We start from the raw sequence: 17,958 nt of genomic DNA on the forward strand, positions 1-17,958 counted from the left end.
CGGATAATACGCGGAGGACGATTAATACATTTCCGTACCGGTAAAGTTGGTCTTCGACGGTTTCGCCGCCCACGGGGTCCTGGTGGGGGCGGGCGGCGGCAACGAGGGCTGCGAGCTGCCGTTCGTCCCCGCCGCGCTGGCCAAGCGGCCTCCGGCCCGCGTGACCGACAAGAGCCAGCCGCCGCTCGCCAGCGTCGGTGCGCACAACCCGGACGGCTCGAGCATCGCGTTGTTCTCCAACGCGCTGCCCGTCGTCAGTGCGTACCGGCCCGGTGTCTCGGTCGTCAGCACGTATCCGCAGATCAACGGCGCGGCTGGGGCGAGCACGGTGGCGGGAGTGGGCGGGGAGCGGCGCACCGTCGATCCCGACGACTACAGCCTCGGCTTCGCCGCCTGGAGTGGGACGTCGTTCGCGACCCCCGTCCTGGCTGCGCAGCTCGCTGCCCAGCTGATCGACTCCGGTGACGACCTCACCGACGTGAGCGACGTCGCGATGCGCAGGCGGGCGGTCCGTGCCCTCAAGGAATGTCTGAAAGGGGAGCGTCCATGAGCTCGACCCCGACGGCGCCGGACGGCGTCGGCACCCTGTCCGGCCAAGCGTTCGCCGCGTATCTCGCCGGTGACCGGCAGCGGCTGTCCGATCTCGTCGACCTCGTGACTCCGGTGCTCTGGCACGCCGCCAGGGCCCAGGGCGCGAGCGCCTCGACCTGCGAGGATGCGATCCAGACCGCGCTGCTCCAGCTCGTCGACCGGGCGGAGACCATCAAGGAGCCGGCCGCGGTCCTCGGCTGGCTCGTCGTGGTCGTCAAGCGAGAGGTATGGCGCCTCGTCCGCGGCGAGCGCCGCGAGATCGGCGTCGAGGAGGTGCCTGAGGCGCCGGCCCAGCAGCTCGACCCGGAGTCCCAGTCGATCCTCGGCGAGCGGCAGCGGGTCCTCTGGCAGCACATCGCGGTGCTCTCGCCGCGCTGCCAGGAGCTCCTACGTGTCATTGCGTTTGCCGACAAGCCCGACTACGCCGCCATCGCGGCCTCGCTGGGTATGCCGATCGGCAGCATCGGTCCGACCCGCGGCCGGTGCCTCGACAAGCTGAGGGTCTCCCTCGGCTCCGACCCCGGATGGGCGGTCTGACATGTCCCACAACGACGCGATCGACGAGCGTGACGTGGCCAACCTCGGCCTCATGCGGGACCTCTTCGCCCATGCCGACCCCGTGCCGGCCGGCCTCGGCGAGCGGCTCAAGTTCGCCATCACGGTGCAGGCCCTTCACGCCGAGGTCGCGGAGCTGATGGAGTCGGCGCTCCTCGCGACCCGGGGCACCGAGGCCGGTGTCGAGTCGACCCGGATCGACTCGGTCACCTTCGCCGCGCCCTCCGTGAACCTCATGGTGTCCGTGAGCCCCAGCGAGTCCGTGCCGGGCCACGTCCGGATCGACGGGTGGACCACGCGACCGGAGTGCCTCGTCGAGGCGGTCATGGAGGACCGTGCGGTGACTGAGAAAACCGATGCGCACGGGCGCTTCGTCATCCATGATCTACCCCATGGGCCGATTCACTTCGTGATCCGAGTCGACCCCTCTGACCCGAAGGTGCGGCCGGTCATCACCCCCACGATCGAGGTGTGACACCGGCCCGGAGAGGCGAGGTGAGGCAGCGATCGTCGACCTGCTCGAGGAAGCGCGCGCCCTCCGGGACCAGGCCGCCGCCGACAACAGCGCCGGGCGCCCCATCGAGGCGCAGCGGTCGCTTCAGGCTGCCCTCGACGCGATCGACCGTGCCGGCGGCGTCGCTCCGCACCGGGACCTGCTGGTCCTGCGGTGCAAGACCCTGACGACCCTCGCGCTCACCGACTTCCTTCTCTATGGGCTCGAGGCTGCCGAGCGGCGCTTCGAGGAAGCCTCCCGGGTCGTGGACCAGCTGGGCGATTCGGACCTCGGCGCCCGGGTGGCATACCAACGCGCCAACGTCCACGGACGAGCCGGCGACCTGGCGGCCGCCTCGGCCGGCATCGAGGCGGCCGTGGCCCACCTCTCCGCCTTCACGCCGGTGGAGCAGTGCTCGGTCTTCCTCAGCCGCGGGATGCTCGCGCTCGAGACCGGCGACCCCCGACGCGCCATCGTGTCCTTCCATGAGGCCGCCGCTCTCTCCGAGCAGAGCGGGTTCGTCGCCCAGGCGCAGATGGCCCGGCACAACGAGGGGTACGCCCGATACCTCCTGGGTGATCTGCCGGGGGCCTTGACGACGATGGCCGCGGCGGCAGAGCTCGAGACCGACTTCTCAAGTGCCCCCACCGTGCTGGACCGTGCCCGGGTGCTGCTCGAGGCCGGACTGGTCTCCGAGGCGGTCGAGATGCTGCACTCCGGTGCCGAGAGCATCGTCGGCCCTCCCGGGGACGGACAGGACCAGCTGCGCGCCGAGTTCGACCTCGAGCTCGCGCGGGCCGAGCAGCTGCAGGGGAACCACGACCTGGCGAGCGAGGCAGCCGAGCGGGCTCGCTCGGCGTTCGCCCGACTCGGCGCGACCGCCTGGGCCGGGCGCGCCAGCCTGGCTGGCCTCCTGGCCGATCTCGAGCGCCACGGCGGTCACCGGGGGAGCGAGAGCGCCTCTGCGGCCGCGCGCGCGACGTCCGTCGGAGCCGATGAACTGGTCCGGACCGCGACGACGCTCGGGGACCACCGGCTGGCGGACAACGCCCGGGTGGCCGGCGCGGCCGCCCTGTTCCTCGGCGGCGACCTCGTCGGCGCGCAGCAGCGTCTGGCCGGGCGCGCCTCACAACCGGTATCGCTCTCCGACGAGCTCAACGTCGTCGGCGTGACCGCTGCCGTCGAGGCCGCCGCCGGTGACACGGCTCGTGCCCGGCGGCTCCTCTCGAGTGCCGCGCGCCGCCTCGAGGCGGGCCAGCAGGGCAGTGCCAGCCTCGACGTCCGCACCGCCCGAGCGGTCCACGGCGCGTGGTTGTCCGGGCTCGACCTGCGACTCGCGCTCGCGCACGGTGCGCCGACCGTGCTGACCACCCTCGAGCGGTGGCGCAGCGCGACGGACCGGCTCCCCTCCCTCGGTCGGCCCGCCGACGAGGAGCTCGCCCGGCTGACCGAACGGCTGCGGCTCGTCCGGGGCCGGATCCGGGCCGAGCCCGATCGCGACCCGGAGCTCGAACGCGAAGCCGACGGGCTCCAGCGCCTGATCCGCGCGCGCGACTGGGCCCTCACGGCCGAGGCCGAGTCGGCAGTCCCGGCACCGATTCGGATCCGCGAGGCCCGCCAGGTGCTCACCGAGGACGACCGGGACCTGATCTGGCTCTTCAGGCAGGACGACCGTCTCTGCGCCCTGGGCATCATCCGCGGCCGGGCCGCCGTCAGGGAGCTCATGCCGTTCGGCCAGGCCGCCGAGCTGGCTCAACGCATCCGCGTCGATCTGCGCGCCGTCGCGACCCAGCACCTCGGAGCGCTCGCACCGGCGGTCTGGGGATCCCTTCGCGCGGCCGCGGCTGCCCTCGACGAGGGAGTCATCCGACCCTGGCGCAGCGGGGCGGCCGGGCTCGTCCTCGTCACCTGCCACGAGCTGTCGGCCCTGCCGTGGGCTCTGCTGCCCTCCTTGGCTGGCAGGCCGCTGACCGTCGCCCGCTCACTGACCGGGTATGCACGGCGGTCGGGCACACCGACGGTCGATGAGCATCCCCAGCCAGGACGGACCGTCCACGTCAGCGTGGGGCCGTCGCTCGCCAGGGCGGGGGCCGAGGCCGACGCGATCGCCGCGACATGGGGTGACGCCGCGGAGGTCGTCAGCCCGTCGAGGGCCCGAGTACTCGTCGACGCACTCGCGTCACCCGGCGTCGTGCACGTCGCCGCGCACGGCACTCACGAGGTGCAGTCGCCGCTCTTCTCCTGCGTGGCCCTCCACGACGGGCCGGTCTTCGCCCACGAGCTGCAGCCGACCGGTGTCCGGGCCGACCACGTCGTCCTGTCGGCGTGCGACGTCGGCTCGGCGACTTTCCGCCCGGGGGAGGAGTCCTTGGGGCTCGCCGCTTCCGTCATCTCGCTCGGCGCGCGCTCGGTCGTCGCGGCCGTGTCCCCCGTCCCCGATGAGATCGCGGCCGACGCGATGGTCGCCCATCACCGGGCCCTGTCCCGGGGCCGTTCGAGTGACGAGGCGCTCGCTGAAGCGATCACCGGGACCGACCCCGTCGCGGCGTCGTTCCTCAGCCTCGGGGGCCGGTTCGTGCCCTGACCCGCCTTCGGTGGGGACACGCCGAGAGCTGCGGGGATCCATCCCCGCGTGTCGTCCCGGCTGAGTCATGCTCAGGAGGTGGGCACTGATGGTGACGTCCGGGAGCCGATGCCAGAGCACCTGTTCACGGTGGACGCGACGTCGGCGGAGCAGGTGCGGGCCATGCTCGCCATCCTCGACGTGCAGGAGTCGTCGCCGGCGGTGCGGCGGCTGCGGGACTTGACCCTCGACGCCCTCTCGCCGGGACCCGGCGATGTCGCCGTCGATGTCGGGTCCGGCTCCGGGACGGAGACCCGGCGGCTCGCCTCGCTCGTCGGCGAGCGCGGGCAGGCGATCGGGGTCGAGCCGAACCCGGGCCTGCGGGCCGAGGCCGAGCGCCGGTGCCGCGAGGAACTCTCGGTGGCGCGGTTCGTCGCGGGAGAGGCGCTCGCCCTGCCCCTCGACGACGGTTCGGTCGATGTGCTGCGCTGCGAGCGCGTGCTACAGCACCTCGCTGACCCGGAGCGTGCCGTCGCCGAGTTCGCGCGCGTGCTGGCGCCCGGCGGTCGCGTCGGGGTCATTGACTCGGACTGGGGCAGCGCCATCCTGCGGCCCGAGGCGGACCCCGAGACGATGTCGTCCTATCGGGCGGCGGCGTTGTCCCGGATCAGCAACCCGCACTCGGGGCGCGACCTCGCGAGCCAGCTTCGGGGAGCCGGGCTGATGGTCGACGCGGACGTCGGCTCTGCCGCGATCGTCCTGCAGGGCGAGGCGGTGCTGAGGGCCGGGTTCATCACCGAGAACGCTCGCCTCGGGGTCGACCGCGGGCTGCTCAGCCAGGCCCAGGCGGACGACCTCCTCGGGTCCATCCGGGCGGCGGCGGAGTCGGGCGAGGCGTTCTTCGCCATCACCATGTTTGCCGTGATCGGCCGACGCCGCGAGTGAGCCAAGGCGTGAGGACCCGACCGAGCGCCAGCGAGGGAGGCCCGGAGCGCCGATTCGGCTCGCTCGAGCAGAGGGCTCGAGTGAGCCAAGGCGTGAGCGTGGGCGTCAGGGGTGGGCGACCCGGACGGTCAGCGATGCCGGCAGGACGGAGGCGGTGATCTCGTTCGCCTCCGCGACGACGTCGCCGTCGACCTGGACTGGCAGGAGCCGGTCGGTGCGCACGCGGATCTCCTCGCAGACCTTGTGGTCGAGGGTCGAGTGACCCTTGCGCTGGCGGGTCAGCGCCCGGGCGATGACGGGCGCCCAGCCGACGAGCCCCTTGGGGGAGGCGATCACGACGTCGAGCCGCTGGTCGTCGACGCGCGCGTCGGGCATGAGCACGAGGCCGCCGAGGAGCCGGCCGCAGTTGCCGATGATGATGGCCCGCGCCCGCCGCTTGAACTCGGCGTCTGCGTCGAGGCGGAAGGACGCCCGGAACTCGGGTGAGACGAGGTGCTTGACCCCCGAGACGACATAGGCGCCCCAGCCGACCGTCGCCTTCAGGTTCGCGTTGGTGCCCTGCATGATGGCGGCGTCCATGCCGATCCCCGTCATGACAAGGAAGCGGTGCCGCTCCGGCTCCGCCGGCACCGGGTCGTCGTTGCCCGTCCCGTCCGACGCCACGTGCGCCGCACCGTTGGGCCCCCCGCCGTTGCCGGCCGCGGCCGCGTCGCCCTGCGGCCGGCCGATGACCAGCTCGCCGACGTCGATCCGCCGGTTGCGCCCGGTGAGGGCGACGCGCATTGCGGTCTCGAGCGATCCGACGGGCATGTCGAGGTTGCGCGCCAGGAGGTTGCCGGTCCCGGCGGGAAGGATCCCGAGAGCCGTCTCGGTGCCGACGAGGGCGGACGCCACCATGCGCACCGTGCCGTCCCCGCCGAGGCTGCACACGACGGCCGCGCCTTCCTCCGCCGCCTGACGGGCCTGTCCGCCGCCCGGGTCCTCGATCGTCGTCTCGTAGAAGCGGGGTTCGCCCCACCCTTCGGCAGCGCAGATCCGGCGGATCTCGGCCCGGACGAAGGCGGCGTCGGCGACCTTCGTCGGGTTGAGCACGATCGCGGCGTGCTTGACCGGCAGCTCGGGGGGGTCGCCCTGCCGGAAATGGTTCCGATGCGGGCGGCGGCTACGAACTCCCTTGCCCGACAGGGGCCTCGGAGCCGCCGGGCCGAGGAGCGCGAGAGCGATGAGTCCGAGGACGACGACGCCACCGACGACGATCCACGGTAACCACTCGCTGAGCACCGGACCACGTTACCCGAGCGTCACCCGCAGGCGGATGCGCGGTCATACAGTGGCGGCATGGCTGATCGGAACGAGCTGACCGACCCCGGGCCCGCCACCCCGGACACCTCGGACTGGACGTGGGTCGTCACGCGGCGCTGTCCCGACTGTGGATTCGACCCGAACGAGGTCAGTCCCCTTGCCGTCACGGAGGTCGTCCGCGACGACAAGCGGCGGTATGCCGCGGTGCTGGGTCGCGCGGACGTGCGGGCTCGGCCCGCGGCCGGGGTGTGGTCCCCGCTCGAGTACAGCTGTCATGTGCGCGACGTCTGCGACGTGATGCGTGGACGCCTGGAGCAGATCCTGGCCGGAGGCGGCCACGAGACGGTCCGCTTCGCGAACTGGGACCAGGACGCGGCGGCGGACGAGGGCGCCTACTGGCGCTCGGACCCCGGCGTCGTCAGGGGTGAGCTCGAGGCGGCCTTCGACGCAGCGGCTGAAGCGTTCGACCGCCCGGACGGTGACGAGTGGAACTGGGCCGGGCTGCGCAGCGACGGCTCGGAGTTCACCGCCCGCACGCTCGGCCTCTACTTCCTCCACGACCTGACGCACCACCTCTGGGACGTACGCGGATGAGCGCGACCGAGCTGAGCGACATACAGCGGCACGTCCTGCCGGAGCCGCGGGTCGCCGAGCCCCGCAGTGCACCCGCGATCCGGTGGGGGATCCTGGGACCGGGTGGCATCGCCCGGGCGTTCGCAGGCGCCGTGCGGGACGGCACCGCGTCGAGCGTCGTGGCGGTCGGCTCCCGGGACGCCGCACGCGCCGCGGTGTTCGGACGGGAGTTCGGGATCGACCGGGCCTACGGCAGCTACGCCGACCTCGTGCAGGACGAGGAGATCGACGCCGTCTACGTCAGCTCACCGCACTCGGAGCACTACGCCCACGCCCTCATGGCGATCGGGGCCGGCAAGCCGGTGCTCGTCGAGAAGGCCTTCACCCGCAACGCGGCGGAGGCCCGCGAGGTGATCGAGACCGCTCGGCAGGCGGGGCTCCTCGTGGCGGAGGCGATGTGGAGCCGCTACCTGCCGCACTACGACATCGTCCGGCAGGCCACCGCCAGTGGCGTGATCGGCGACGTCGTGCACGTCCTCGCGGACCACTCGCAGAGGCTCTACCCGGCCGGCCCGGAGCGCCTCGCCGCCCCGGAGCTCGCGGGCGGCGCCCTGCTCGACCTCGGCGTCTACCCGATCAGCTTCGCCGACCTCGTCCTCGGCGGACCCAGCCTCATCTCGGCCGCCGCCACGCTGACCGACCGCGGGGTCGACGCGACCACAGGGATCGTGCTGACCCACGCGTCCGGTGCCCAGGCCCTGGTCTCGGCGTCGATGCTCGGTGCCGGCCCGTGCACCGCGACTGTGACCGGGACCCTGGGCCGGCTCGAGCTCGAGAGCCGCTTCTACGCCCCGACGACGGTCCGGCTCCGCGCCCTCGATGGCACGGTCCTCGACGAATGGGACGGCGCCTTCGGGCCTGAGGTCCACGGGTTTGCCTACGAGGCAGCGGAGTTCGCCCGCTGCCTCGTCTCCGCGGAGATGGAGACGCCGTCCATGCCGCACGCGGCGACGCTGCGAGTCATGGAGACGATGGACGAGGTCAGGCGCCAGATCGGGGTCACCTACCCCGGCGAGTGACTTGCATCCTGATTCCTCAGCACTTCGGTAACCCCGGGGTCCCGAAGTGCTGAGGACCCGATGCGAGCGGCCTCACGGCTTGGGTCAGGCACCATCCCTTCTGGCGCCTGAGCCGAATCGCCGCTCCGGGCCTCGCCCGTTCCTCGCTCGTGTCCTCACCGCTTGGGTCAGGCACCATACATGTTCGGGTCACGCCAGGGCCGCTCGAACGGCAGACGCCAAGCGAACGGCGCGATGAGTTGGTGGATCTGGTTCGGCCCCCACGTTCCCGGGTGGTACGGCCGGACCGGCGGCAGGTTGTTGAGCAACGGCTCGCTGACCTCCCAGAGCCGCTCGATGCCCTCCGCGCTCGTGAAGAGGGTCCGGTCGCCGCGGGCCGCGTCATAGATGAGCCGCTCGTACGCCTCCAGCGCCGCGCCGGCCCAATCGCTGTCCTGCATCGAGAACTGCATCGACAGTTTGCCGAGCTTCATCCCGGGGCCGGGCCGCTTGCCATAGAACGACAGCGACATCCGTGCCCGGTCGGCGAGGTCGAAGGTCAGGTGGTCCGGGCCGTTGTCGCCGACGCCCGACCCCGGCGGAAACATCGACTGCGGCGGCTCCTTGAACGCGATCGAGATAATCCTGGCGCCCTCGGCCATCTTCTTGCCGGTCCGCAGGTAGAACGGCACCCCCGCCCAGCGCCAGTTGTCGACGAAGCACTTCAGCGCCACGAACGTCGCGGTCTCCGAGTCCGGGGCGACGCCCTCCTCGTCCCGGTAGCCGACGTACTGCCCGCGCACGACGTTGTGCGGGTCGATCGGCGCCATGGACCGGAAGACCTTGTTCTTCTCCTCGCTGATCGCCTCCGGCTCGAGAGCGGTCGGCGGCTCCATCGCCGTGAACGCCAGCACCTGGAACAGGTGGGTGACGACCATGTCCCGGTAGGCTCCGGTCGCCTCGTAGAAGTCGGCGCGCTGCTCAAGACCGAGCGTTTCGGGCACGTCGATCTGCACGTGGTCGATGTGGTTGCGGTGCCAGATCGGCTCGAACAGTCCGTTCGCGAAGCGGAACGCGAGGATGTTCTGCGCGGCCTCCTTGCCGAGGAAGTGGTCGATCCGGAAGATCTGCTCCTCCTTGAAGACCTTGTGCAGCTCGGCGTTCAACTCGATCGCCGAGGCGAGGTCCGTCCCAAAGGGCTTCTCCATGATGATCCGCGACCCCTTGACGAGCCCCGCCTCCTCGATCTCGCGTACCACGGCAAGCGCCGCCTTCGGCGGCACGGACAGGTAGTGCAGCAGCTGGGACTCCCCGCCGAGCTTCACGTCCGACTCCGCCACCGCTGCCTTGAGCCCCGACATGCCGTCCTTGCCGGGCACCCAATGGATCCGGCCGGAGAACTCCTCCAGGTCCTCGGCGGTCACCGGCCGGCTGCTGTGCTCCTTGACCGCGGCGAAGACGAGGTCGAGGAACTGCTCGCGAGTCAGGTCCTCGAGCGACGTCGCGACGACGCGAAGCCCCGCGAGGAGGCAGGACTCGTGCAGGTGGAGCAGCCCGGGCAGTAGCTTGCGCTTGGCGAGGTCACCCGTGGCACCGAAGAGGACGACGGTCGTCGCTGACATGTCTTCCACCTTGGCACGTCAGAGGGCCTCCGTCTCGACGGTGCCGTTGCGCACCTGCCACCGGTGCGTGAGCCGTATGCCGTGGAGCAGGCTCTCGTCGTGGCTGACCACGAGCACCGTCCCGGTGAAGGCCGCGACGGCGGCCTCGAGCTGCTCGATGGCGGTGACATCGAGGTGGTTGGTCGGCTCGTCGAGGACCAGGGTGTTGACCTCGCGGCCCTGGAAGAGCGCCATGAGAGAACGGGTCCGTTCGCCCAGCGAGAGGCTGCGAGCCGGCCGGTGGACGTGCTCCGAGCCGAGGCCGAACTTCGCGAGGAGCGTCCGGACGTCGGCGAGGGGCCACTCGTCACCCGTCCTCGGGTGGGGGCCGAGGGCGTGGCGGACAACGGTGACGAGGTCCTGGTCCGAGTCGAGCAGCCGGCGTCGCTGGTCCAGGACGCCCACCTCGACCCGAGTGCCGAGCGACTGCCGTCCCGACGCCAGTGGCAGCCGACCGAGAAGTGCCGCGAGGAGGGTTGTCTTGCCGCTGCCGTTGTCTCCCACGACGGCGATCCGGTCCCCCCGCGCCACGGTGAGGCTGACAGGGCCGAGCCGGAAGCCGTCGCGTTCGACCACGGCTTGGGCGAGGGAGGCGACGACGTCGGCTGAGGGACGGCCCTCCGCGATCGAGTAGCGCAGCTGCCACTCCTTCCGGGGCTGGTCGACGACGGCCAACCGCTCGGCCGAGCGCTCGATCCGGGCCGCCTTGGCGCCCTGCCGATCGGCCCGTGCCCGGTGTTTCTCGCGGATGTGCTTGTCCGGCTCGTCGCCTCGCGCGACGTTGCTGCGCCCACGGGTCGCCCAGTCCTGCCGCTGCTTCGCCTGCGCGGCAAGGGAGTCCCGCGCTGATGCGTACTCCTCGTAGGCACTCCAGGCCTGGGTCCGCACCAGCTCACGCTGGGCGACGAAGTCGGACCAGCCGCCACGGTAGTGCCGCACCTGCTGCTGGTGCAGGTCCAGCTCGAGCACGTCCGTGGCTACGGCGTCGAGGAAGGACCGGTCGTGGCTGGCGATCAGGACGGGCCCGGTGTGGGACCGGACGAACTCGGCCATGAGTTCCAGCCCCCGGCTGTCGAGGTTGTTCGTCGGCTCGTCGAGCAGGAGCACGTCGTACTGGCTGAGCAGCACGGCGACGAGCGAGGCTCGGGCCGCCTGGCCGCCGGAGAGCGAGCCGAGGGGCCGGCCGGGGTCGATGTCGAGACCGACCCGGGCGGCCACCTCGGGCAGGCGCTCGTCGAGGTCGGCCGCCCCGAGGGCCAGCCAGCGCTCGAGGGCGGCCGCGTAGCGGTCCTCGCTGAGCGGCATACCGGACGACAGCGCTGCGGCGGCCGCCTCGAGCTCGGCGTCGGCGGCGGCGACACCGGTGCGCCGGCGGCCGTAGTCGAGCAGCGACTCGTCGGCGTCCGGGAGCACCTGCGGGAGCCACGCGATGGTCGCGTCGCGCGGGGCGAGCCCGATGGAGCCGTGCTCGATCGGCAGGTCGCCGACGATCATGCGCATGAGCGTCGACTTGCCGGAGCCGTTCGGCCCGACGACGACGGTCACGTCACCATCGGCGAGCGTGAGGCCCAGCCCGCTGAAGAGGGTGCGCGCGCCGAAGGCGACGTCGAGGTCGGTGATGGTGAGTGTGGTGGGCATACGGGTCCTGAGGTCGCGAGGTCATGGGCTCGGGGCGTCAGGAAATCCACACGAGAGGAGACGGTAGCGGCTGCGTGGGGCCTCGGTCCATCCCTTTGTCGGTCGCCTACTCGGGCGGGGCGGCGACCTGTGGTGAGCCGGCGAGGACGGCCCGGCGGCGGCCGGCGCGACGAGTCGCCGTGTAGTGGTGCAGGGCGAGCCACCCGCCCGTGAGGAGGAGCAGGACGAGCGAGATGAGGGCCATCAGGCTCAGCTCCGAAGAGGGGGTCTCGTGGACCAGGGTGTCGATGACCAAGCCAATGGCAACTGCTATGAAACCCAATGAGATCCAGCGGTGCAGGGTCCGAATCCGTTGCGTGGCAGGGCGCTTCCGGTGGTTCATCAGAGTTCCTCCTGTCCGTGTCAAGGCCGATGCCACGACGCTACGGGGGGAGGGCGCTGCACCGCATCGGTGGCAGCACCAATTCGGCACCGGGTCAGGGTTGCTCCGCGAGCCAGGTCAAGGCGGCCCGGACCCGACGGTTCGAGTCCGTGTCGGGAGGTAGGTCCAGCTTGAGGAAGATCGACCGGAGGTGTGCCTCTACCGTTCGCTCGGAGAGGAAGAGCGTGCCGGCGATCGCCGCGTTGCTCTGGCCGCGGGCCAGCTCGCGGAGCACCTCGAGCTCGCGCCCGGACAGCTGCGCCAGCGGGGTGCGCCGGGCGGCGAGGCCGCGGTCGACGACCTCGGGGTCGATGACCGTCTGGCGGGACGCGACCGCTCGTACCGTGTCCACGAAGGCGGCGACATCGATGACCCGGTCCTTGAGCAGGTAACCGAAGCCGCGGGGCGCTCGCGCAGCGAGCTCGAGGGCCAGCTGTGGGTCGATGGCGTGCGACAGCACGAGGACGCCCAGGTCGGGGAAGCGTTCGCGAAGCAGGAGCGTCGCGCGTGCACCTTCATCCGTGAAGGTGGGTGGCATCCGCACGTCGACGATGGCGGCGTCGGGGCGCAGCGAGGCCACCGCCTCGACGAGGGCGCCTGCGTCGCCGACACAGCCGACGACCTCGATGCCGTGGGCCGCGAGGGCGCGGGCGATGCCATCCCGGAGCAGGACGAGGTCCTCAGCGATCACGACACGCATGGCAGCACCGCCTCGAGGAGGGTGCCGTGGGGCCGGGCATCGCTGACCACGAGCCGGCCGCCGACGGCGTGGACGCGCTCCTGCAGGCCGCGCAGCCCGGTGCCGAGCCGCGGATCGACCCCGCCGATGCCGTCGTCCGCCACGGTGACGACGAGCTCGGTGCCGACGGCGACGGTGACGTGGACGCGCGCGGCCATGCCGTGCTTGACGGTGTTGGCGAGCGCCTCGGCGATGACGAAGTAGGCGGTCTCCTCGATCGGCGCCGGCACCGTGAGGGCCGGAATGTCCACCTGCACCGGGAGCGGCATCCGCCGAACCAGGTCTCCGACTGCCGCGGCGAGGCCCTGCTCGGTCAGGCGCGACGACATGGAGCTGCTCGCGAGCTCCCGCAGCTCGGCGACGACCTCGTGGATGCCCGCGACGGCCCTGCCCATGAGGTCGCGGGCAACGGGGTCCGCGGACTGGTCGCTCGCGAGGCTGAGGCCGAGCCCGAGCGAGACGAGACGGCCCTGCACGCCGTCGTGGAGGTCACGCTCGATCCGGCGCCGCGCCTCGTACGCGGCCGCGTCCGCCCGGCGCCGCTCGGCGAGGGCGAGGTCGGCCTGCTCGTGGACGTCTGCCTCGAGGAGGGCCCGCTCGACGATGGGGCGGGCGATGGTGACGAGTGACCGGGTGTCGACGAACCGCGACCGGTGGAGGAGCGCGGCGATCGTGCGGCCCGCCTCGTCCCTGAGGTCGAGCACGGCGACGTCATCGACCGTCCCGATGCCGGAGGGAGGCGGCTGGGCGGCCGAGCCGTCCGCCGCCATCCAGCGTCGCGGCGAGCGGCACAGCAGCAGACGTGCCTCCGTGCTCCCCAGCGCTTCCCGGAAGGCGTGCTCGGCGACCAACGCGGAGGGCAGTCCTTCCCCGGCCGCGTCCCGAGCCGCAGCGCGGAAGGCCGCTCGCGGGTCGGACCTGCCGACGCACCACCGCACGAGCATCGCCCAGGGCACGACGGTCACGGCGATGACGAGTGTCGAGGCGAGGGCGCCGTGCGTCGGGTGGCTCCCGAGGAGGGCGCCGAGCGGCGCCGACGCCTGGAACACCGCGAGGGCGTATCCGGCCCACAGCAGGACGCGCACCATCGCCGGCACCGTCGTCATCGCCGGACGCGACACCGCCGTGGCGTCTCGCACCGTCAGCGTGAGCCAGACGAGGGTGGCCGGCTGGGCGAGGGCAAAGCCGCCCGCCAGTGCGCCCATCTCCGCGTCACCGACGGCGCCGGCCATGAGCATGACGCCGAGCACGCCGCACAGCAGGATCACCATCGGCGGCAGCAGTGCGCCGACCGCCAGTCGGGCGTACAGCCGCCGACGCGTGCCCCGGCCGCGGGCGGCAGCGACCCAGAGCGCGGTCGGCAACACGAGGGTCGACAGCATCCAGAGAGCTGCGACGGTGCCGGTCACGGTCTCGGCGACCGCCGACCGGGCAACCCCGGGAGGCAGCAGCGTCGGGACCTGGGCCGGGTCGGGGGTCTCCATCGGCGGCGGAAGGAGGATGCCGGCGACGAGCACGGTCGACGCGGCCGCGAGCAGCGCCGCCCGAGCGCGTCGCGCGAAGGGCCGCCCCGTCGCGGACTCGCCCGCCGTGAGCACGGACGCCTGGAGCACCGCGAGCACGACGGTCCACCCGCAGGCGACGACGGTGACGGCGGCCGCGAGCAGCGGGCTCCCCGCACCACCGCGGCTCGGCAGCCACACCATGGCCGAGGAGGCCAGCGAGTAGACGACGGTCGCGAGGGCAGAGGCGAGCGACCACCGGGCCAGCCGGCCGTCCCCACGGAAGGCGTTCCACCACGCGATCGCCAGCGTCGCGGCAACGGTGAGCGGCATGGCGATCGTCCAGATCACCGTGCCGCTGAACGACGTCGCGGCCCCCGGCTCGTGCCACGAGGCGACCCCCAGCAGCTCCGCCCCGCCGACGGCCAGGACGAGGACCGCACTGACCGCACCCCACCGCGCCACCGCACCGGCTCGCATGGCGTCATGCTCGCCGACGGCGCACGGACGGGCAACCGGCTCCACGACTGAACGCTAGGAGGCGCGCGCGCCGGGCGCATCGGTGTCAGCACCGAGAAACCGCGAAATCTGGAGGGCCTCTCGCATTCGCCGGCTCCGCAGGATGCCATCGCTACGATGAAACAGCGGACCACGGAGGTTGTATGGCGCAGGCTGGCCTGGCAGTTCGTGAATGGCTCGGTCATCGCACGACGATTGCGGCCATCGCCCTCGTCGTTGCCGGACTGCTGTTCATCGGCCTCGAGGTGCAGTCCCCGAACAGCATGTACTTCACCGGAGAGCGGGTCACCGGCACCGTGCAGGGCGGCATCGTCTTCTACGATGTGAACGGTTCCCAGTACACGCAGGACTACCCGCAGCTGTCGGCGCCGCCCGATGGGACCAAGGTCGGCGTCTACCTCTATCCCGACAACCCGTCGACCGCGCTGGTGGACCGACCCACGAGGTGGATCGAGGCAGCAGCGATCTTGGTGTGGTTCGTCGCGGCGGCAGTCCTTCTGGTCGCTGCGGCGCTCCATCGGCGCGCCGTGCGCCGCCGCAACGAGCGTCATTAGGGGCCATGCTTCGCCCGGCCGGCCGGGTCAGGACTGCAGGACGAACCCGTACGGCAGCTCGAGCCGGTTCCTCGCCATGAGGTCTCCATCGGCGAGGACGTCCCGGGTCGGGCCGTCCGCCGCGATGACCCCGTCAGAGAGGATGACCGCCCGCTCGCACAGCTCGAGGGCGTAGGGCAGGTCGTGCGTGACCATGAGAACCGTGACGTCGAGCGAGGCGACGATGTGGGCCAGCTCGCGGCGGGAGGCGGGGTCGAGGTTCGAGCTCGGCTCGTCCATGACCAGGATCTCCGGCTCCATGGCGAGGACGGTCGCGACCGCGACGCGGCGCCGCTGCCCGAACGACAGGTGGTGCGGCGGCCGGTCGGCGAAGTCGGCCATCCCGACCTGCTCGAGCGCTCGCAGCACCCGGGCCTCCAGCGCGGCCCCGCGGAGGCCGAGGTTGGCCGGGCCGAACGCAACGTCGTCGTGCACGGTCGGCATGAACAGCTGGTCGTCGGGGTCCTGGAAGACGATGCCGACCCGGCGCCGGATCTCCTGGAGGTTGTCCTTCGTGACCGGCAGCCCGGAGACGGCGACCGACCCGGTCCCTCCGGTGAGGATGCCGTTGAGGTGCAGGACGAGGGTCGTCTTGCCGGCGCCGTTGGGGCCCAGGAGGGCGACCCGTTCCCCCTGGTGCACATGGAGGTTGACGCCGTAGAGGGCCTGGTGGCCGTCGGGGTAGGCGTAGGCGAGGCCGCGCACGTCGAGCACCGGCGTTGTCATGTGCCCACCATCCCTCCCAGACAGACCACCACTGCAGCGATGGGCAGTATGCCGCTCACTGCCCACTGCGCGCGCGTGGCGGTCAGCGCGTGGAGCGTCGGCATCCGGCCGGCGTAGCCGCGCGAGAGCATCGCGAGGTGGACCCGCTCGCCGCGCTCGTAGGACCGGATGAACAGCGCGCCGAGGGTGGCTCCGAGTGCTGGCCACTGGCGGATGGACCTGGCCTGGAAGCCACGGGAAGCACGGGCGATCCGCATCCGGTTCAGCTCCCCGGTGACGACCTCGAGGTAGCGGATCATGAAGCTCATGATCTGCACGAGGGGCTGGGGGAGGCGCAGCCGCTCGAATCCGGCGATGATGTCGCGCGGCTCGGTCGTCGCGGCGAGCAGCAATGACGCGAGGACGCCGAGGGTGCCCTTCACGAGCAGCGCCCACGCGCCCCAGAGCCCGGCCTCGGACAGGCGGAGCGGCCCGACCTCGACGCGTGGACCGGTCGCGATGACCGGCATGAGCAGGGCGAACACGACGAACGGGATCTCGACGACGAGCCGTTTCGCGAGGTAGGAGAAGGGAACTCGCGAGATGCGGACGACGGCGAGCAGCGCAAGCAGGTGAGCGGCATACGGCCAGAACGTCGTGCGTGGGGTCGCCACGACCGCGAGGACGAAGACGAGCAGCGCGACGATCTTCGTGTGTGCCGGGAGCCGGTGGACCGGCGAGTGGCCGTGGTAGTGCAGGGCGTGGCCGTGGGAGGCGCCCATGTCAGTGCTGACGATCGTGCTGCTGGTCGTGATGCGAGGCGTCGGCGGGGGACGAGGCGGCCCGGCGGCGCAGGAGCAGGACCAGGCCGCCCATGACGACGCCGGTCACGCCGACCCCGATGACACCGGCGATGCCCTTGGACAGGTGGGGGCTGTTCACGCCCCTGGCCTCATAGCCCGCCAGCGGCCCGTTCGCCGTGTGGTGCTCCGTCTCCGTCTGGCTGAATCCCTTCGTCTCCGCGACGTGCTCGAGCCCGTCCGGGCTCTTGGACGCGTAGAAGGACAGGACACCCGCCACGAGGAGGGCGACGAGGACGCCGAGGATCGCGAACCGCTTCGTCGTCATGCCGAAACCCCCTCACGGATCTCCAGTTCACGCGTCTCGAGGAGGGGCCGGGCGCCGTGGACGAGGTCGGGGCGTACCGCGACCACCGAGCCGATGACGAGGGCCGTGATGAGGGCCTCACCGATCCCGATGAGCACGTGCACGGAGACCATCGCGGTCAGCACGGAGCCGACCGGGATCGGCGCCTGCCCCCCGATGGAGAAGAGACCGGTGAAGGCGGCGGCGGCAAGGGGCACGGAGACGAACGCCCCCATGCCGGCCGCGAGGCCGAGCGACGACAGGCGCTGGGGGAGCAGCCGCCGGAAGAGCCGGAAGACGCCATAGCCGACCCAGGCGCCCACCATCGCCATGAGCAGCACGTTCGTGCCGAGCGCGGTGACTCCGCCGTCGGCGAAGAGGAACGCCTGCACGAGCAGCACGACCGTGATGGCCAGCGTCGCGAGCCACGGCCCGACCAGGACCGCGGCCAGTGCCCCGCCGAGCAGGTGCCCGGAGGTGCCGGCGCCGACCGGGAAGTTGATCATCTGGCCGGCGAAGATGAAGACCGCCACGAGCCCCGCCATCGGCGCGGTCCGGTCGTCGAGGTCGCGGCGCGCGCCGCGGAGGGCCGCGGCCACCCCGCCGGCGGCGACGACCGCCGTCGCGATCGACGTGGGCGCGTCGAGGAATCCGTCGGGAACGTGCATGTGGGCGAGTCTAGGGCCAGATGCGACTCAGTCGCATCTGGCTCGCCGGTATCCCTTCCCTTCTTTCCGGAAACCGACCGTTCGAGGTCGAAGGCGGTGGTCCACCACTGTGTTCGCTCACGAACGACCGGCTCGGTGCGGGCTCGACCCTGAGCCGCGTCAGGGTCCGCTCAGGGTCCCCTGAGGTCGGACCCTCATGGCCGCCCGGGCCGGGCCCCGACAGGCTGGAACGCATGATCACAGTTGACCGACTCACCAAGAGATACGGCGGTTTCACGGCCGTCGA

The 17,958-nt window shown here is 71.9% G+C and carries 18 protein-coding genes; 8 read left to right on the forward strand and 10 right to left on the reverse strand.

The genetic code is table 11. The annotated features are described in order from the left end of the window. Positions 1-46: 46 nt before the first annotated feature. The 5 genes from ACTHJJ_RS13490 to ACTHJJ_RS13510 all read left to right on the forward strand — a co-directional run bounded on the left by ACTHJJ_RS13490 (position 47) and on the right by ACTHJJ_RS13510 (position 5,147). Positions 47-550 (forward strand): hypothetical protein, encoded by a 504-nt coding sequence (locus ACTHJJ_RS13490; protein WP_440303453.1) that lies wholly within the window; start codon positions 47-49, stop codon positions 548-550. Continuing rightward, positions 547-1,128, forward strand: coding sequence for an RNA polymerase sigma factor (locus ACTHJJ_RS13495; RefSeq protein ID WP_440303454.1), 582 nt, complete (start codon positions 547-549; stop codon positions 1,126-1,128). The genes ACTHJJ_RS13490 and ACTHJJ_RS13495 overlap by 4 nt, the downstream gene beginning before the upstream one ends. Before the next feature lies 1 nt (position 1,129). Beyond that, entirely contained in the window at positions 1,130-1,621 is a 492-nt protein-coding gene (locus ACTHJJ_RS13500; RefSeq protein WP_440303455.1) for a hypothetical protein, read from the forward strand. A 283-nt stretch (positions 1,622-1,904) separates the two neighbouring features. After that, positions 1,905-4,223 carry a CHAT domain-containing protein gene (locus tag ACTHJJ_RS13505; protein WP_440303456.1) on the forward strand — a complete coding sequence of 773 codons (2,319 nt, stop codon included), beginning with the start codon at positions 1,905-1,907 and terminating at the stop codon, positions 4,221-4,223. 78 nt (positions 4,224-4,301) lie between these two features. Continuing rightward, the gene (locus tag ACTHJJ_RS13510) at positions 4,302-5,147 is read left to right on the forward strand and encodes a methyltransferase domain-containing protein (RefSeq protein WP_440303457.1); all 846 of its coding nucleotides are present in this window, start codon (positions 4,302-4,304) and stop codon (positions 5,145-5,147) included. Positions 5,148-5,252: 105 nt separating this feature from the next. On the opposite strand, the gene ACTHJJ_RS13515 is transcribed toward ACTHJJ_RS13510, so the two are convergent. Further along, positions 5,253-6,428, reverse strand: a complete 1,176-nt coding sequence (locus tag ACTHJJ_RS13515) for a diacylglycerol/lipid kinase family protein (RefSeq protein ID WP_440303458.1) — start codon at positions 6,426-6,428, stop codon at positions 5,253-5,255. Positions 6,429-6,485: 57 nt separating this feature from the next. Here ACTHJJ_RS13515 and ACTHJJ_RS13520 point away from each other — a divergent pair, with 57 nt between their 5' ends. Continuing rightward, entirely contained in the window at positions 6,486-7,043 is a 558-nt protein-coding gene (locus ACTHJJ_RS13520) for a DinB family protein (protein ID WP_440303459.1), read from the forward strand. Beyond that, positions 7,040-8,101: a Gfo/Idh/MocA family protein gene (locus tag ACTHJJ_RS13525; protein WP_440303460.1), complete on the forward strand. Its 1,062-nt coding sequence runs from the start codon at positions 7,040-7,042 to the stop codon at positions 8,099-8,101. The genes ACTHJJ_RS13520 and ACTHJJ_RS13525 overlap by 4 nt, the downstream gene beginning before the upstream one ends. Positions 8,102-8,268: 167 nt before the next feature. Here ACTHJJ_RS13525 and zwf read toward each other — a convergent pair whose 3' ends face one another. The 5 genes from zwf to ACTHJJ_RS13550 all read right to left on the reverse strand — a co-directional run bounded on the left by zwf (position 8,269) and on the right by ACTHJJ_RS13550 (position 14,566). Further along, positions 8,269-9,702 (reverse strand): glucose-6-phosphate dehydrogenase, encoded by a 1,434-nt coding sequence (gene zwf, locus ACTHJJ_RS13530; protein WP_440303461.1) that lies wholly within the window; start codon positions 9,700-9,702, stop codon positions 8,269-8,271. Between the two features lie 18 nt (positions 9,703-9,720). Next, a complete protein-coding gene (locus tag ACTHJJ_RS13535) occupies positions 9,721-11,379 on the reverse strand; it encodes an ABC-F family ATP-binding cassette domain-containing protein (RefSeq protein WP_440303462.1) in 1,659 nt (552 codons plus the stop codon). Positions 11,380-11,485: 106 nt separating this feature from the next. Then, positions 11,486-11,674, reverse strand: coding sequence for a hypothetical protein (locus ACTHJJ_RS13540; protein WP_440303463.1), 189 nt, complete (start codon positions 11,672-11,674; stop codon positions 11,486-11,488). Positions 11,675-11,855: 181 nt separating this feature from the next. Next, positions 11,856-12,500 (reverse strand): response regulator transcription factor, encoded by a 645-nt coding sequence (locus tag ACTHJJ_RS13545; RefSeq protein WP_440303464.1) that lies wholly within the window; start codon positions 12,498-12,500, stop codon positions 11,856-11,858. After that, the gene (locus tag ACTHJJ_RS13550) at positions 12,488-14,566 is read right to left on the reverse strand and encodes a sensor histidine kinase (RefSeq protein WP_440303465.1); all 2,079 of its coding nucleotides are present in this window, start codon (positions 14,564-14,566) and stop codon (positions 12,488-12,490) included. The genes ACTHJJ_RS13545 and ACTHJJ_RS13550 overlap by 13 nt, the downstream gene beginning before the upstream one ends. Before the next feature lie 137 nt (positions 14,567-14,703). Here ACTHJJ_RS13550 and ACTHJJ_RS13555 point away from each other — a divergent pair, with 137 nt between their 5' ends. After that, complete coding sequence (locus ACTHJJ_RS13555; protein ID WP_440303466.1) at positions 14,704-15,114, forward strand: hypothetical protein; 411 nt, start codon at positions 14,704-14,706, stop codon at positions 15,112-15,114. Between the two features lie 27 nt (positions 15,115-15,141). Here ACTHJJ_RS13555 and ACTHJJ_RS13560 read toward each other — a convergent pair whose 3' ends face one another. The 4 genes from ACTHJJ_RS13560 to ACTHJJ_RS13575 are packed head-to-tail and all read right to left on the reverse strand — an operon-like array spanning position 15,142 to position 17,672. Beyond that, positions 15,142-15,879: an energy-coupling factor ABC transporter ATP-binding protein gene (locus ACTHJJ_RS13560; protein WP_440303467.1), complete on the reverse strand. Its 738-nt coding sequence runs from the start codon at positions 15,877-15,879 to the stop codon at positions 15,142-15,144. Then, the gene (gene cbiQ, locus ACTHJJ_RS13565) at positions 15,876-16,640 is read right to left on the reverse strand and encodes a cobalt ECF transporter T component CbiQ (protein WP_440303468.1); all 765 of its coding nucleotides are present in this window, start codon (positions 16,638-16,640) and stop codon (positions 15,876-15,878) included. The genes ACTHJJ_RS13560 and cbiQ overlap by 4 nt, the downstream gene beginning before the upstream one ends. Before the next feature lies 1 nt (position 16,641). Next, a complete protein-coding gene (locus tag ACTHJJ_RS13570; protein WP_440303469.1) occupies positions 16,642-16,986 on the reverse strand; it encodes a PDGLE domain-containing protein in 345 nt (114 codons plus the stop codon). Then, positions 16,983-17,672 (reverse strand): energy-coupling factor ABC transporter permease, encoded by a 690-nt coding sequence (locus ACTHJJ_RS13575; protein WP_440303470.1) that lies wholly within the window; start codon positions 17,670-17,672, stop codon positions 16,983-16,985. Before ACTHJJ_RS13575 ends, ACTHJJ_RS13570 begins: the two co-directional genes overlap by 4 nt. Positions 17,673-17,958: the final 286 nt, after the last annotated feature.

This window comes from Intrasporangium sp., assembly GCF_051961875.1.
In the GTDB taxonomy this organism is placed as follows: domain Bacteria; phylum Actinomycetota; class Actinomycetes; order Actinomycetales; family Dermatophilaceae; genus Intrasporangium_A.

Bases quoted from the DNA above. Each gene is read 5' to 3' on its own strand.
- ACTHJJ_RS13575 (WP_440303470.1), bottom strand. From the start codon at position 17,672: ATGCACGTTCCCGACGGATTCCTCGACGCGCCCACGTCGATCGCGACG.
- ACTHJJ_RS13570 (WP_440303469.1), bottom strand. From the start codon at position 16,986: ATGACGACGAAGCGGTTCGCGATCCTCGGCGTCCTCGTCGCCCTCCTC.
- ACTHJJ_RS13535 (WP_440303462.1), bottom strand. From the start codon at position 11,379: ATGCCCACCACACTCACCATCACCGACCTCGACGTCGCCTTCGGCGCG.
- ACTHJJ_RS13495 (WP_440303454.1), top strand. From the start codon at position 547: ATGAGCTCGACCCCGACGGCGCCGGACGGCGTCGGCACCCTGTCCGGC.
- ACTHJJ_RS13545 (WP_440303464.1), bottom strand. From the start codon at position 12,500: ATGCGTGTCGTGATCGCTGAGGACCTCGTCCTGCTCCGGGATGGCATC.
- ACTHJJ_RS13525 (WP_440303460.1), top strand. From the start codon at position 7,040: ATGAGCGCGACCGAGCTGAGCGACATACAGCGGCACGTCCTGCCGGAG.
- ACTHJJ_RS13560 (WP_440303467.1), bottom strand. From the start codon at position 15,879: ATGACAACGCCGGTGCTCGACGTGCGCGGCCTCGCCTACGCCTACCCC.
- zwf (WP_440303461.1), bottom strand. From the start codon at position 9,702: ATGTCAGCGACGACCGTCGTCCTCTTCGGTGCCACGGGTGACCTCGCC.
- ACTHJJ_RS13555 (WP_440303466.1), top strand. From the start codon at position 14,704: ATGGCGCAGGCTGGCCTGGCAGTTCGTGAATGGCTCGGTCATCGCACG.
- ACTHJJ_RS13500 (WP_440303455.1), top strand. From the start codon at position 1,130: ATGTCCCACAACGACGCGATCGACGAGCGTGACGTGGCCAACCTCGGC.
- cbiQ (WP_440303468.1), bottom strand. From the start codon at position 16,640: ATGGGCGCCTCCCACGGCCACGCCCTGCACTACCACGGCCACTCGCCG.
- ACTHJJ_RS13520 (WP_440303459.1), top strand. From the start codon at position 6,486: ATGGCTGATCGGAACGAGCTGACCGACCCCGGGCCCGCCACCCCGGAC.